This is a genomic window from Psychroflexus tropicus DSM 15496 (assembly GCF_000378765.1).
In the GTDB taxonomy this organism is placed as follows: domain Bacteria; phylum Bacteroidota; class Bacteroidia; order Flavobacteriales; family Flavobacteriaceae; genus Psychroflexus; species Psychroflexus tropicus.
Genome location: NZ_KB905344.1, coordinates 130,823 through 146,265, shown reverse-complemented (window position 1 = coordinate 146,265; position 15,443 = coordinate 130,823). Strand labels below are relative to the sequence as shown.

The 15,443-nt window shown below is 36.4% G+C and carries 11 protein-coding genes; 3 read left to right on the top strand and 8 right to left on the bottom strand.

Annotation, left to right across the window (positions count from 1 at the left end; genetic code table 11):
• Positions 1–50 precede the first annotated feature (50 nt).
• The 4 genes from rpmI to htpG all read right to left on the bottom strand — a co-directional run bounded on the left by rpmI (position 51) and on the right by htpG (position 4,820).
• Positions 51–248, bottom strand: a complete 198-nt coding sequence (gene rpmI, locus F598_RS0110235; protein ID WP_026302647.1) for a 50S ribosomal protein L35 — start codon at positions 246–248, stop codon at positions 51–53.
• Between the two features lie 26 nt (positions 249–274).
• Positions 275–790: a translation initiation factor IF-3 gene (gene infC / locus F598_RS0110230; RefSeq protein WP_281163571.1), complete on the bottom strand. Its 516-nt coding sequence runs from the start codon at positions 788–790 to the stop codon at positions 275–277.
• A 59-nt stretch (positions 791–849) separates the two neighbouring features.
• Complete coding sequence (gene thrS / locus F598_RS0110225) at positions 850–2,796, bottom strand: threonine--tRNA ligase (protein ID WP_019038954.1); 1,947 nt, start codon at positions 2,794–2,796, stop codon at positions 850–852.
• Positions 2,797–2,927: 131 nt separating this feature from the next.
• A complete protein-coding gene (gene htpG / locus F598_RS0110220) occupies positions 2,928–4,820 on the bottom strand; it encodes a molecular chaperone HtpG (RefSeq protein ID WP_019038953.1) in 1,893 nt (630 codons plus the stop codon).
• Positions 4,821–4,975: 155 nt separating this feature from the next.
• Between htpG and F598_RS0110215 the strand changes: the two genes are divergently transcribed.
• The 3 genes from F598_RS0110215 (at position 4,976) to F598_RS0110205 (ending at position 8,087) form a co-directional block, all read left to right on the top strand.
• Entirely contained in the window at positions 4,976–5,638 is a 663-nt protein-coding gene (locus F598_RS0110215) for a TetR family transcriptional regulator C-terminal domain-containing protein (protein WP_019038952.1), read from the top strand.
• 3 nt (positions 5,639–5,641) lie between these two features.
• Positions 5,642–6,949 (top strand): ABC1 kinase family protein, encoded by a 1,308-nt coding sequence (locus tag F598_RS0110210; protein ID WP_019038951.1) that lies wholly within the window; start codon positions 5,642–5,644, stop codon positions 6,947–6,949.
• 130 nt (positions 6,950–7,079) lie between these two features.
• Positions 7,080–8,087, top strand: a complete 1,008-nt coding sequence (locus tag F598_RS0110205; protein ID WP_019038950.1) for a 3-oxoacyl-ACP synthase III family protein — start codon at positions 7,080–7,082, stop codon at positions 8,085–8,087.
• Positions 8,088–8,159: 72 nt separating this feature from the next.
• On the opposite strand, the gene secDF is transcribed toward F598_RS0110205, so the two are convergent.
• From secDF to gyrB, 4 genes are all read right to left on the bottom strand, one after another.
• Entirely contained in the window at positions 8,160–11,207 is a 3,048-nt protein-coding gene (gene secDF, locus F598_RS0110200; RefSeq protein WP_019038949.1) for a protein translocase subunit SecDF, read from the bottom strand.
• Between the two features lie 179 nt (positions 11,208–11,386).
• On the bottom strand, positions 11,387–12,310 hold the full coding sequence (locus tag F598_RS0110195) for a malate dehydrogenase (protein ID WP_019038948.1): 924 nt from the start codon (positions 12,308–12,310) through the stop codon (positions 11,387–11,389).
• 26 nt (positions 12,311–12,336) lie between these two features.
• On the bottom strand, positions 12,337–13,353 hold the full coding sequence (locus F598_RS0110190; protein WP_026302645.1) for a DUF6588 family protein: 1,017 nt from the start codon (positions 13,351–13,353) through the stop codon (positions 12,337–12,339).
• Positions 13,354–13,362: 9 nt separating this feature from the next.
• Positions 13,363–15,303 carry a DNA topoisomerase (ATP-hydrolyzing) subunit B gene (gene gyrB, locus F598_RS0110185; RefSeq protein WP_019038946.1) on the bottom strand — a complete coding sequence of 647 codons (1,941 nt, stop codon included), beginning with the start codon at positions 15,301–15,303 and terminating at the stop codon, positions 13,363–13,365.
• Positions 15,304–15,443: the final 140 nt, after the last annotated feature.

Genomic DNA, 15,443 nt, shown 5'->3' with positions numbered 1-15,443 from the left:
AGTAACATTTTATGAGCCTAACTCCATGGATTAATAATTAACCTTTTTGCTTATTTTAAGCGTAATTGAGTTTTGATGCTATGCTCGTCTGCTTTATGAACTAAAGTGTCGTGAGTTAACTTCAATTTTCTCTTTTTTGATTTTTTGGTCAAAATGTGACTTTTGAATGCATGTTTACGTTTTATTTTACCGGTTCCGGTAAGCTTAAAACGCTTTTTAGCACTCGATTTGGTTTTCATCTTTGGCATTTGAATCTATATTTAGGTTATCGCAATTATTTTTTGGAAATTGGAGAAAGCATCATGATCATACGCTTACCTTCCAATTTTGGCATCTGCTCTACTTTAGCAAGATCTTCTAAATCTTGTGCTAATCTTAAGAGCAAGATTTGACCTTTATCTTTAAAGACGATGGAACGACCTTTGAAAAACACAAAAGCTTTCAGTTTCGCTCCATCTTTAAGAAATTTCTCAGCGTTTTTCTTTTTGAATTCGTAATCATGATTATCAGTGTTTGGACCAAAACGAATTTCTTTTACAACGACTTGAGTTGTTTTTTTCTTAAGTTCTTTCTCTCTCTTCTTTTGCTCGTATAAGAACTTCTTGTAATCCATAACTTTACAAACAGGAGGATCTGCTTTTGGTGATATTTCTACCAAATCAAGTTCCTGTTCTTCAGCAATGGCTAAAGCGTCTTTGAGTGAATAGATATCAACTTTTACATTCTCCCCAACGACACGAACTTTAGAAGCTCTAATTTTGTCATTAATCTTATGAGGATTTTCTTTTATCTGCCTCGGTGCTTGTCTTGATTTTTTTCTACGTATTGCTATGGCTACTAATTTTTAAATTAAACTTCAAATTTATAAATTTCTTGATCTATCTCTGCATTTATTAATTTCGCAAAGCTCTCAATAGGCATTTCTCCTAAATCATCTCCTCCATGTTTTCTCACTGAAACAGTACCATTTTCTACTTCTGCTTCACCAACGATTAACATGAAAGGAACTTTGTTCATCTCGGCTTCACGGATTTTTTTACCCATGGTTTCACCTCGATTATCAAAGGTGGCGCGAATTTCGTGATTTTTCAGTGATTTTAAAACTTTTTTGGAATAATTTTCATATTTCTCACTGATTGATAGGATAGTAGCTTGTTCAGGCATCAACCACATCGGGAAATTTCCACCAGTATGTTCCAAAAGAATAGCTATAAATCGCTCTAAACTTCCAAACGGCGCTCTATGTATCATCACTGGCCTGTGCATCTCATTATCACTCCCTTTGTACTGAAGTTCAAAACGCTCTGGTAAGTTATAATCTACCTGAATAGTTCCTAGCTGCCATTGTCGGCCTAAAGCGTCTTTTACCATAAAATCTAACTTAGGACCATAAAAAGCAGCCTCTCCTGTTTCTACTTTATAATTTAAGCCTTTTTCTTCTGCAGCATTTAAAATGGCAGATTCTGCTTTTTTCCAGTTATCATCAGATCCTATGTATTTATCAGGATTATCGGGATCCCTTAGAGATACCTGTGCTGTGAAGTTTTCAAAACCTAGTGATCCAAAGACATAAAGAACCAAATCAATTACTTTCTTAAATTCTTCATCCAACTGCTCTGGTGTACAGAAAATATGAGCATCATCCTGTGTAAACCCTCTTACTCGCGTAAGCCCGTGTAACTCTCCACTTTGTTCATATCGGTAAACCGTTCCAAACTCTGCATAACGTTGTGGCAAATCTCTGTAACTCCACGCCTGTGAATTAAAAATCTCACAGTGATGAGGACAGTTCATAGGTTTTAACAGATATTCTTCTCCATCCTGAGGCGTTTGGATAGGCTGGAAACTGTCTTCACCGTATTTTTGGAAATGACCTGAGGTCATATACAATTCTTTTTGACCGATATGTGGAGAAATTACCTGTTCATAACCAGCATTCTCTTGGGCTTGCTTTAGAAAATTCTCTAAGCGGTCTCTTAAAGCAGCACCTTTAGGCAACCATAATGGAAGACCCTGACCAACTTTCTGAGAGAAAGTAAATAATTTGAGTTCTTTTCCCAGTTTTCTGTGATCGCGTTTTTTAGCTTCTTCGAGTAGTGCTAAATATTCTTTTAATTCTTTCTGCTTAGGAAATGATATTCCATAAATCCTGGTGAGTTGTGTATTATTCTCATCTCCTCTCCAATAGGCTCCAGCGATGTTCATTAATTTAACGGCTTTAATAAAACCAGTGTTAGGAATATGCCCCCCACGACATAAATCTGTAAAGTCATCGTGATCACAGAATGTGATGTCTCCATCCTGTAGATTCTCTATCAATTCAACTTTGTAAGGATTGCTTTCGGTTTTATAATGTTCTAAAGCTTCAGCTTTTGAAACTTCACGCATTTCAAAATCATGCTTGCCTCTCGCCAATTCCAACATTTTAGCCTCAATTTTAGGGAAATCATGTTCTGAAATAACTTCACCATTAAGATCCAAATCATAATAGAATCCGTTCTCTATCGAAGGTCCAATGGTCAACTTTACTCGTGGATACAATTTTTGAACTGCCTGAGCTAGAACGTGAGCTGTTGAATGCCAAAAAGCTCGCTTTCCTTCGTCATCATTAAAGGTCAATAAAACCAAATTACCGTCTTCATGTAATGGCGTTGTGGTTTCTACAACACTCGCATTAAACTTTGCTGAAATAACATTTCTAGCTAAACCGGAGCTAATGCTCAATGCAACATCCATAGGTGTTGAACCCTTTTCATATTGCTTTACGCTTCCATCTGGTAAGGTAATATTGATCATCGAATTTTATTTTGGACAAAGATACTAGGTTAATACTAGTTTGCAACAGTAAATTATATTAGTTTGAAGCATAACTTAAATGAAAAAACCACTCCTAAAGAGTGGTTTTTATGGATTATGTGTAAGTGGCTTTACTTTATCATTTTAAAGCTTCGTTCCACAAAATTGGTCAACTCCTCTCCTTTTAAAAGATTTTGAGAAAGCAGAGCTAAATCTAAAGTTTGTTTGATTAGGGTTTCCTTCTTAGATTCCTCTTTTGCTTTCAAAATTTTAGAAATCAATGGGTTATTGGTGTTCACCACTAAGTTATACATCTCCGGCATATTACCCATGCCAAACATACCGCCACCACCGGTCTGCTGCATCTCTTTCATTCTCCTCATGAATTCTGGTTGAGTAATCATAACTGGTGCTGTATCAGAATCTAATGCTTCCAGTTGGACAGTATATTTTTCTTTAGGTACAACAGTCTCGAAGCTAGCCTTGACAGTTTCTTTTTCTTCATCAGATAATTTGGAAACCTGTTCAGTTTCTTTTTTGATCAAGTTATCCACATGGTCACTATCCACTCTGACGAAAGAAACTTTCTGATCGTTTTCTTGCTCCAGTTTTTGAATTAAGTGAGACACAATAGGTGAATCTAAAAGCAATATTTTGTAGCCTTTTGCTTCTGCTCTTTTGATATAACTATGTTGCTCATCTTTATTAGAGGCGTATAATACTATAAGCTTTCCATCTTTATCGGTCTGTACATCAGTGATATCATTTTTGAGCTCATCAAAAGTGAAAAATTTACTATCTGTTGTTGGATACAAGGCAAATTTCTGAGCCTTTTCAAAGAATTTATCTTCGGATAGCATACCGTATTCTATCACCACTTTAATATCATTCCATTTTTTCTCAAAATCTTCTCTGTTATCATTGAAAAGAGCCTTCAGCTTGTCTGCTACTTTTCTTGTGATGTAACTTGAGATCTTTTTAACTGCTCCATCAGCCTGAAGGTAGGATCTGGAGACATTAAGAGGAATATCAGGAGAATCAATTACCCCTTTCAACATCGTTAAAAATTCAGGCACTATTCCCTCTACATTATCTGTTACAAACACCTGGTTTTGGTACAATTGAATCTTATCCTTTTGAATGGATAAATCGTTAGTCAATTTTGGGAAATATAGAATTCCTGTTAGGTTAAAAGGATAATCTACATTAAGGTGAATGTGGAAAAGTGGCTCTTCAAACTGAGTTGGGTACAATTCTCTGTAGAATGAGTTATAGTCTGACTCTTCTAGCTCCGTAGGTTGTTTAGTCCAGGCAGGATCTGGATTGTTGATGATGTTGTCTACTGTGACCTTTTTTGGCTCTTCATCTTCTTTGGCATCTTCTGCCTTTGGAAGTTCTTTTTCTTTCGTACCAAACTTAATAGGAACAGGCATAAACTTATTGTATTTAACCAACAATTCGTTTATTCTGTGATCTTCAAGAAATTCTTTTTCATCATCGTTGATATGAAGGATGATCTCAGTTCCTCTATCCGTCTTATCTGCTTCCTCTAAAGAAAATTCAGTTGTACCCTCACAAGTCCAATGGGCTGCAGGTTCATCTTTCCAGGATTTTGTCTTGATTTCCACCTTACTGGCTACCATAAATGCAGAATAAAAACCTAGCCCAAAATGACCTATGATACCTGTGTCTTTCGCTTCAGAATCTTTATACTTTTCTAAAAACTCTTCGGCTCCAGAAAAGGCTACTTCATTGATGTATTTTTCAACCTCTTCTTTTGTCATACCAACTCCTTCATCTATGATATGAAGAGTTTGATTATCCTTGTCGACCTTAATCTCAATTTTAGGTTGACCTATATCTATTTTCGCCTCTCCAATTCTCACTAAATGATTCAACTTAAGGGTTGCATCGGTGGCATTAGATATAAGCTCTCTCAAGAAGATTTCATGATCGCTGTAAAGAAACTTTTTAATCAGTGGAAAGATGTTTTCAACTGATACATTGATATTGCCTTTAGCCATAATTTAATTTTTTATTTTCATTAGAATATCAAATGAGATACCGAGCCTTGTTTTCTGACAAACTGACATAGCATTATACATTTAACAAAAGATTTCGTTTAAAGTTGAAGCTACAAGGTTAAACAATAATTATATTTGTATATAAATATATTATTATGGCTGCGCAGACTAAATCTAAAAAGAAAATCTCCAAAATAGATATTTTCACTTATTATATGGATCATGTTTTAATGCATGAACATACGCCCAGGTCAGTTTACAAATTTGCCAAAGATCATAAGTTTGAAGAAAAAGACTTTTACAAGTTCTTTGGAAGTTTCGAAGCACTTAGAGAAGAAATTTGGGAGAGTTTTTTTGAAAATGCACATACCTTAATGACCAAAAATGAAGAGGTAGAACATTATGGAAGTAGAGAAAAAATGCTTACTTTCTTTTACACTTTCTTTGAAATTTTAACAGCCAATAGAAGTTATGTGCTTTATGTGATCAACGAGCACGATGATCAGCTAAAAAATTTAAAACAATTAAAGGGTTTACGAAGAAACATCAAGTCATTTGCTAAAGATTTAATTGAAGATGATAATGACGAGAAAGCTTACAGCTTTCTCAAACGAAATGAGAGTATTTACTCTGAAGCGGCTTGGATTCAATTTTTGTTTTTATTGAAATTCTGGAAAGACGACAGGTCTGCAGACTTTGAAAAGACAGACGTCGCTATAGAAAAATCTGTCAATACCATATTCGATGTCTTCGATAATACTCCTCTTGAGAAAGTTTTCGATTTTGGAAAATTCCTTTACAAAGAAACAATGCGATAGACTATGAAGACAATTGATAAAATACCTACTGGAAAATTTAGTAGGACTTCAAAATTGATTGGTACGGGTACTAAAATCGGTGCTAATTATTTAAAATATTACTCCAAAAAAGCATTCAATCCTGAACTGACAAGAGATAGTCTAGATGAAGATAATGCTACTGATATTTATGATGGCTTAAAAAACTTAAAGGGTAGTGCGCTAAAGGTTGCACAAATGCTCTCTATGGAAAAAAGCTTACTACCCAATGCTTACGTAGAGAAATTTAGTTTAGCTCAATTTAGTGTTCCTCCTTTGTCTGCTCCGCTAGTAAGAAAAACGTTCAAAAAGTACAACGGCAAGTATCCAGAGGAAATTTTTGATTCATTTACCTCAGAGTCCGTCAATGCTGCAAGTATTGGCCAGGTTCACAGAGCTGAAAAAGATGGTAATAAATATGCGATCAAGATACAATATCCGGGCGTAGCCGATAGCATAAGCTCAGATTTAGCAATGGTAAAACCTATTGCGACTAGAATGTTTAACTTAAAAGGAAAAGATTCCGAAAAATACTTCAAAGAAATTGAAGATAAATTGATTGAAGAAACCGATTACATTTTGGAAGTTGAGCAGAGCAAACGAATTTCTGAAGCTTGTTCTGATATCCCGAATCTAAAGTTCCCAATGTATTATGAAAATCTTTCGAGTGAAAGAATCATAACGATGGACTGGATGGATGGAAAACATTTAAGTGAATTTGTAAAACAAGATTTTTCTGAAGAGGTTGGAAATGCCATAGGTCAAACCCTTTGGAACTTTTACATGTTTCAGTTTCATAAACTTAAAGAGGTTCATGCTGATCCTCATCCTGGTAACTTTTTGATTGATGAGGATTACAATTTGATTGCTATAGATTTTGGCTGCATTAAAAATATACCAAATCAATTTTATAAACCTTACTTTGAATTAGCTGAGCCTAAAAACATTAATAATCCTCACTTTTTTCTACAGAAATTAAAAGAGTTAGAAATTATTCGACCAGACGATTCGGAAAAAGAAATTGAGTATTTTTCTGCTTTATTTCATGAGATGCTGAGTTTATTTACCAGCCCATTTCATAAAGATACCTTTGATTTTGGTGACGAAGAGTTTTGGAATCAGGTTTCTGGTTTAAGTGAGAAATATAGCAGCGATAAAGAATTAAGAAAAATGAACGGTAATCGAGGAAGTAAGCATTTCCTTTACATTAATAGAACATTCTTTGGACTTTACAATTTATTAAACGATTTGAAAGCCAAAGTAGACATTAACGATTACAAAAAATACTTGTAAGATATTTAAGATTATTGGTTAGGTTGGTTGGGAAACGCTCTTTGAAATATAGTAAAAGAGCGTTTTCTTTTTGTCTTAATCTAACGAAATACTCAATTATACGTATCTTGCATTGCTAAATGTATAAAATATGTTCAAATCCAAAATATTAGGCTTAGGCAAATATGTGCCAGAAAATGTAGTCACTAATGATGACTTAAGTAAAATGATGGATACCTCTGATGAATGGATCCAAGAAAGAACTGGAATTCAGGAGAGGAGACACATCAAAAAAGGAGACGGCAACTCAACTGCCATAATGGGTCTAAAGGCAGCCAAACAGGCTATAGAAAGGGCTAATATCAATAAGGATGATATTGAATTGATTGTGTTTGCCACTTTAAGTCCGGATTATTATTTCCCGGGCTGTGGTGTGCAAATACAAGAAGGCTTAGGTATAAAAACCTGTCCTGCATTAGATGTAAGAAATCAATGCAGTGGTTTTGTCTATGGTATATCAGTAGCCGACCAATACATCAAGACAGGGATGTACAAAAATGTTTTAGTGATTGGTAGTGAGAATCATAGCGGAGGCTTAGACATGACTACCAGAGGAAGACATGTTTCGGTTATATTTGGAGATGGTGCCGGCGCAGCTGTATTGAGTAGAAGTGATGATGATTCCTCTGGTATTCTTTCCACACATCTTCACTCTCAAGGAGAGTATATTGATGAGCTTTCATTAAGAGGTCCATCTACTGAAAAATGGGTACCTGAAATCATTGCAGAAGACCCACAAGAGGATATTCCTTATTATCCTAAGATGAACGGGCAGCTGGTATTTAAAAATGCTGTGGTAAGATTTTCAGAGGTGATCCATGAAGGCCTTGCACACAATCAACTTAAGAAAGAAGATATTGATATGTTTATTCCTCATCAGGCTAATTTGAGGATATCGCAGTTTATTCAAAGTAAACTTGGACTTAGTGACGATAAAGTCTATAATAATATTCAAAAGTACGGAAATACAACCGCAGCCTCTATCCCTATAGCTTTAACTGAAGCCTGGGAAAAAGGTAAAATCAAAAAAGGAGATCTTGTTGTCTTGGCTGCGTTTGGTAGTGGATTTACCTGGGGCAGTACTATCATACGTTGGTAACCACTAAGTTTTATTCATAAAAAACCCGTGAAAATATTCACGGGTTTTTTTATTCTGTTGGAGGTCGATCGTTTAGATCTTAACCTTTCCTTGCTGCTCCTCGTCTTGAGGTTTTGGCTCAGTAAAATCAATTCCTTTCTTTTTTACTGAATCAAACATCACTGGAGTTGCTATGAATACAGATGAATATGTACCCACTACTACACCAATAATAAGTGCAAACATAAATCCTCTAATGCTATCTCCACCAAAAATGAAAATCGCTACCAACACCACAAGTGTAGTTAAAGAGGTGTTTATCGTTCTACTGATCGTAGAACTTACCGCTACATTAATCAACTTATCCATTTTCCAAGACGGATGATCATTAAAGAATTCTCTAATTCTGTCAAATACAACCACGGTATCATTCAACGAATAACCAATCACCGTAAGAATAGCGGCAATAAAAGCCTGATCAATCTCTAAACTGAATGGTAATACTCCGTAAAGAAGTGAAAATAATCCGAGTACAATAACCACATCATGAATAACTGCAGCAATAGCACCAAGCGAGAATTGCCATCTTCTAAACCTTAAAAGGATATAGAGGAACACAACAATAAGAGATCCAATAATGGCATAGTAAGATGCGGTTTTAATATCATCTGCAATGGTTGGGCCTACTTTAATAGCAGACATAATCCCAAATTCCTTATCTGAGCTACTATCTCCAACTCTAAATTCACCTAGGGCCATTCCGTTAGGAAGATACTCCTGTAAATTATCAAAAAGTATAGACTGGATTTCATCATCAACAGTAGTCCCTTCCTCTTCAATTTTATAATTAGTTGTTATCTTCAATTGACTAGAAGCCCCATAAGTTTTAGCTTCTACACTCTGTAAATCTTCGACTAACTTGGTCTGTATTTCTGAAGGATTCACAGCCTGATCAAATCTTACCGTGTAGCTACGACCACCAACGAAATCAACTCCTTGGTTAAGACCTTTGGTAGCTAGAGACCCAATACTGATCAATATTGCGACTGCTGAAATGATATAAGCTATTTTTCTTTTCTTAAGGAAATTTAAATCAATATTCTGAAACCAATTTTTAGTGATTCCTGTAGAAAATGGAAGTGATTTACCTTTTTTACCACCTCCAGCAATAAAGAGTCTGGTTAAGAAAATAGCACAAAATAATGAGGTTACAATACCTATAAGTAATGTGGTAGCAAAACCTTTAATTGGGCCCGTACCAAACGTCAGTAAGATAATACCTGTAAGTGCTGTTGTAATGTTGGCATCTAAAATGGAAGACAATGCATTTCTAAAACCGTCACTGATAGCTTCGGCCTGTGTTTTTCCTTTAGCTATCTCCTCGCGGATACGCTCAAAGATAAGGACGTTGGCATCAACAGACATACCTATGGTTAAGACAATACCTGCAATACCTGGCAGTGTCAATACGGCTCCTAAACCGGAAAGCACACCAAAAATGAACAGGATGTTAACCGCAAGAGCAATGTCTGCATATAATCCAGCTTTTCCGTAATAAAACACCATGTATATAAGAACAAATACCAAAGCAATAGCAAAAGATAAGATTCCACTATCGATAGCTTCCTGACCTAAAGACGGACCAACGATTTCACTTTGAACAATATCAGCAGAGGCAGGTAATTTACCAGCTCTTAAGACGTTGGCTAAATCCTGAGCTTCTTCAATGGTAAACTGTCCTGTAATTTCACTACGACCTCCTGAAATAGCACCACTGGACACACCAGGAGCAGAATACACAATGTTATCTAAAACAATAGCGATTTGAGAGCCTTGAGATGATGCTTTACCCGTCATGTCCTCCCAAATTTTGGCACCACGGCCATCCATCTGCATACTCACTGCAACTCTACCAACCTGGTCATATGTTTGCTGTGCATCGGTAACCACTGCACCGCTTAATTGAGGTTCATCATTTCTATTCCCTTTAAGGGCATATAATTCTATAATTTCCGAATCTTTAGGTGGTTTTCCCCAGGCAAATTCTGTAAATCTTTTATCTGAAGGAAGCTGGGATTTCACCTGTGGCATAGCTAGATAAGAATTAACCTGTGCTGTATCTTTAATTGCAAAATAAGCAATAACTGGTCCCTGTGGCTGCCCTACAGATTGAACTAAACTCAAAAGTGGATTTGTAGATGAAATATCTTCTTCCCCATCTTCTTCTGAAGACAATAGACTTTCTAAATCATCTTCATCAGTTTCTTCTGAATCGGTCTCTTCAGTCTGTTCTTCTGTAGATTCTGCCGATTCTTCGTCAGACTTATCTGATTCACTCTTCAGGTTCTCAGCGATAATAGCATCAGCATTTACTAGATAGTCTGAAAACTCATTAGCTTTATAAACATCCCAAAATTCCAATTGAGCAGTACTCTGGAGTAAATTCTGGATACGGCTGATATCTTTTGCACCAGGGAGTTCAATTAAGATTCTTCCTGAATCTCCTAATCGCTGGATGTTAGGTTGAGTCACACCAAACTTATCGATACGTTCTCTAAGGACCTCAAAAGCAGAAGTCACACTTTCATCAATCTTTCTTGAGATGATAGGTCTTACCTGACTGTTGGACATATCAAAACTGATTTCATCTGCCAGCGCTTTAGTTCCAAAAACATCTGGTGATGCTAATTTGGCTCCCTCCTGATTATCAAAAGCTTCAAAAAATAGCTCTAAATAACTATCCTGACTATTTTTACGAGCTTCAGCTGCATCTGCTAAAGCTTTATTGAATGCAGGGTCTTTAGAATTATTGGCCAGACCTTTTAGTAAGTCATTGACAGAAATTTGAAGAATTACGTTGATTCCTCCCTTAAGATCCAGACCTTTATTAAGCTCCTTATCTTTAGCTGTATTGTAAGTGATTCCAGCATAAATAGGCTCATTTCCAATGGAGTCTAGATATTGTTCTGCTACTGCAGCTCTTTTTTCTGTAAAATTCTCTTCGCTTTCTGAAATAGTTTTTTCAGCATAAGCTTCCGCTTCGTTTTCAACATTACTGGCTAAGTACGTAAATGACAATTGGTAAACACTTACCAAAGCAAATAAAATAGCAAATAGCCTAATGAGTCCTTTATTCTGCATTCTTTAAATTATTAGGGTCTTATTATAAAATCAGGCAAATATAGGTTTTCGATATAGAAAAGACAATTTTTTTATTAAAGATAATTTTAACTTTTTACCACCTGAAGTTCAGTACAGATTACTACATAAAAACCCGGCTAAAGCCAGGTTTTTATGTAGTTTAGAAAAAATGTCGTAACCTATTCTAAAAGACCATTGGTTTTTTTCACAGCTTCTGCGCTTTCCTTCAACTTAGCCTTTTCTTGCTCATTAAGTTCTATCTCTACCACTTTTTCAATACCGTTTTTGCCGATGATTACCGGAACACCAATACAAAGATCCTTTAAGCCATATTCACCATCAAGTAAAGTAGAGCAAGGGAACATTTTTTTCTGGTCACAGGCAATAGATTGAACCAAAGATGAAACAGCTGCTCCTGGAGCATACCAGGCACTCGTCCCTAGAAGTTTGGTTAAGGTTGCACCACCAACCTTAGTATCTTCTGCCACTTGAGCCAACCTGTCTTCAGAAAGAAACTCTGTAACACGTACACTATTTCTAGTGGCTAAGCGTGTTAATGGCAACATTCCTGTATCACTATGGCCACCGATTACCATACCATCCACATCTGAAGATGGACAACCTAGAGCTTCGCTTAACCTGTATTTGAATCTGGCACTATCTAAAGCACCGCCCATTCCTATAATCCTATGTTTAGGAAGACCTAATTCTTTATGAGCTAAGTACGTCATGGTATCCATTGGATTACTTACTACGATAATGGTAACCTCTGGAGAATGCTTGATTAGCTCAGAAGCTACATCCTTTACGATCCCAGCATTTATCCCAATTAACTCTTCTCTTGTCATTCCTGGTTTTCTCGGGATACCAGAAGTAATTACAGCGACCTGAGAGTCTTTGGTTTTAGAATAATCTCCTGTGGTTCCTGTAATTGTGGTATCAAAACCGTTTAGAGTGGCGGTTTGCATCAAATCCATAGCTTTTCCTTCTGCAAAACCTTCTTTAATATCTAAAAGCACGACTTCTGAAGCGAAGTCTTTGATGGCAATATACTCTGCACAACTAGCGCCAACTGCACCAGCACCTACTACTGTAATTTTCATTTTAAATTTATTTTTATAATTAATAATTAAATTCCAAAATTAATACCAACATTTAAACTGTTGAATTCTTGAAAACTATAATCTACATTCAACCTAAAAAACGCCAAGGTTAGTTTAGTACCAATAGTTGCTCTAAACCCGCTAACAGAAGAATCCAAACGAATAGGATCTAAAAATGTACGTCCTTGAACTTCAGAAACTCCAGAATCAATAGTGTATTCACCTCTTAATCGAGTATCTGCTGAACCAGAGACTGCTCCTACACTTCCATAAAAGTTGATAATTGGAAGTTTGGTTGATACTAGTAAAGCATAATGCCAAGAATTAATTTCTGAAGTGATGGCCTGATTTGAGCCACTGATTAAAGTGGATTGCTCCGAAAAATTATACCTCCCTTCAAATTTATTATAACCTACAAAGCCAGAAATAGCTACAGGTATAACTTTTACCACAGGGATCCAATCCGTGAATTCATGTTGAAGGCCTAGTCCATAGAACTGAGTCGAAACATCTTCTGTCTCCACTTCTGGAAGAAATCTTAGTTTCAATTCTGTACTAAAAGGTAAACCAACACTCCCCTGAAGAATAATGTTAGGTAAATACTCCACATTTTCTGAAGCCAAACCCTGCGGCAAGGTTAAAGTGCCCAGCGTTTGATTTCCTTCAGTGATATTCATAACGATATCGGGTGAGTTTTGTCCAAACACCGTTCCTACTTGCTGAGTCGATGAACCCGATTCAAATTCTAAAAAGTTATAATCGTTTTGATTTAAAGTAAACGTATTACTATCACTCCCAATTTGAGAAACTCCAGCAATGATGGATATTTCAAAACCTCCCAACCCTTTTACTTTAGCTGTGTTATACCAGCCATTAGCTAATCCATATACGATAGCATCAGATCCTGGTCGGGTATAATCATTGGCAAATCTATTGGCGTCGTCAAACCCGGATGATAATAGATCTATGATTTGATTCTGAGCTTTCAAACTACTGAATGAAATCAGAACACCAAATAAGCAAACGAGTTTAAAGTTTTTCATTTTTGTTATTTATGCATCGATATTAGCGTATACAGCGTTTTGTTCAATAAACTCTCTTCTTGGTGGCACCTCATCCCCCATCAACATAGAGAAAATTCTGTCTGCCTCTGCCATATCATCAATGGTAACTCGTCTTAAGATTCTATTCTCAGGATTCATAGTTGTATCCCACAGCTGTTCAGCATTCATCTCACCAAGACCCTTATAACGTTGAACGCTAACTGAGGTCTTATATTCATTCACAATCTCATTACGTTCTTTTTCATTCCAGGCATAACGTTTTTTGCTGCCCTTTTTGATTAAATATAATGGTGGAGTGGCAATGTAGATGTGACTTGCTTCAATTAACTCCTTCATATACCTAAAGAAGAAGGTCAAGATAAGCGTAGCAATGTGGCTGCCATCCACATCCGCATCACACATAATGATGATTTTATGATATCTTAATTTATCCAAGTTGAGTGCTTTGGAGTCCTCCTCGGTTCCAATAGTAACTCCTAAAGCAGTGTAGATGTTTTTGATTTCTTCATTTTCAAATACACGATGCTGCATCGCTTTTTCTACATTAAGAATTTTACCTCTCAATGGCAAAATAGCTTGAAAGTTACGATCTCTACCTTGCTTGGCGGTTCCCCCCGCAGAATCTCCCTCAACTAAGAAAACTTCACAAGATTCGGGATCTTGTTCGGAACAATCAGACAATTTTCCTGGCAAGCCACCTCCACTCATGACTGTTTTACGCTGCACCATTTCTCTGGCTTTTTTGGCAGCATGCCGAGCCTGAGCCGCTAAAATTACTTTTTGAACAATGGTTTTAGCATCGTTTGGATTTTCTTCCAGATAGATTTCCAGCATTTCTGTTACAGCTTGAGAAACCGCAGAAGTCACCTCTCTATTCCCTAACTTGGTCTTAGTTTGCCCTTCAAATTGAGGATGCGCTACCTTTACCGATACAATGGCAGTTAGGCCTTCTCTAAAGTCATCGCCAGTAATTTCGAATTTCAATTTATCTAAGAGACCCGAATTATCAGCATATTTTTTAAGAGTAGCCGTTAAACCTCTTCTAAAGCCTGAAAGGTGTGTACCTCCTTCGTGGGTGTTAATATTGTTGACGTAAGAATGTAAATTCTCTGCGTAAGAATCGTTGTATATCATAGCAACTTCAACAGGAATGTCATTCTTTTCCCCTTCCATAGAGATGACATCAGTAATTATAGGGTCACGATTAGCATCTATAAAACGAATGAATTCTTTTAGCCCCTCTTCAGAATAAAAAGAATCTGACCTGTACTCTCCATCTTCATTTTTCTGACGCTTATCTGTAATTGAAATCTTGATTCCTTTGTTCAGGAATGCTAATTCTCTTAAACGCTTGGCTAAAGTGTCATATTTGTACTCTACAGATTCCTGGAAAATCTCATAATCTGGCTTGAAGGTGACTTCGGTACCTTTAAGTTCTGTTTCTCCGGTAGGTTTGACAGGATACATTGGTTTTCCTCTTTCATACTCCTGCTCCCATATTCTTCCATCTTTGAAAACTCTTGCATGAAGTTTTACAGAAAGAGCATTTACAACAGACACCCCAACACCGTGAAGTCCACCAGATACTTTGTAGGAATCTTTATCGAACTTACCTCCAGCTCCAATTTTGGTCATCACCACTTCAAGAGCAGAGACACCCTCTTTTTTATGCATATCAATAGGTATCCCCCGACCGTTATCTGAGGTCGTAATGGATCCATCTTCGTTGATGACTAAGTCAATTTTATCACAATAACCCGCCATAGCTTCATCAATAGAGTTGTCTACGACTTCGTAAACTAAATGATGGAGACCCCTTTCTCCTACATCACCGATATACATAGACGGGCGCATTCTCACATGCTCCATTCCTTCTAAAGCTTGAATACTATCAGCTGAATAATTGTGTTTTTTGACTTCTTCGCTCATAATTAATTGTTGATTTTACTTCAAACAAATATAGTGAATTGGATGAGTATTTGGATGTATTTAACGCTTTTAAATCCATTTTATTGAAGTTAAATTAAACTGCAGTAGTTTGAATGAAAAATTAAGTTTCTTCCTTAGAA

Bases quoted from the DNA above. Each gene is read 5' to 3' on its own strand.
- htpG (WP_019038953.1), bottom strand. From the start codon at position 4,820: ATGGCTAAAGGCAATATCAATGTATCAGTTGAAAACATCTTTCCACTG.
- F598_RS0110210 (WP_019038951.1), top strand. From the start codon at position 5,642: ATGAAGACAATTGATAAAATACCTACTGGAAAATTTAGTAGGACTTCA.
- F598_RS0110215 (WP_019038952.1), top strand. From the start codon at position 4,976: ATGGCTGCGCAGACTAAATCTAAAAAGAAAATCTCCAAAATAGATATT.
- rpmI (WP_026302647.1), bottom strand. From the start codon at position 248: ATGCCAAAGATGAAAACCAAATCGAGTGCTAAAAAGCGTTTTAAGCTT.
- F598_RS0110205 (WP_019038950.1), top strand. From the start codon at position 7,080: ATGTTCAAATCCAAAATATTAGGCTTAGGCAAATATGTGCCAGAAAAT.
- F598_RS0110190 (WP_026302645.1), bottom strand. From the start codon at position 13,353: ATGAAAAACTTTAAACTCGTTTGCTTATTTGGTGTTCTGATTTCATTC.
- thrS (WP_019038954.1), bottom strand. From the start codon at position 2,796: ATGATCAATATTACCTTACCAGATGGAAGCGTAAAGCAATATGAAAAG.
- F598_RS0110195 (WP_019038948.1), bottom strand. From the start codon at position 12,310: ATGAAAATTACAGTAGTAGGTGCTGGTGCAGTTGGCGCTAGTTGTGCA.
- secDF (WP_019038949.1), bottom strand. From the start codon at position 11,207: ATGCAGAATAAAGGACTCATTAGGCTATTTGCTATTTTATTTGCTTTG.
- gyrB (WP_019038946.1), bottom strand. From the start codon at position 15,303: ATGAGCGAAGAAGTCAAAAAACACAATTATTCAGCTGATAGTATTCAA.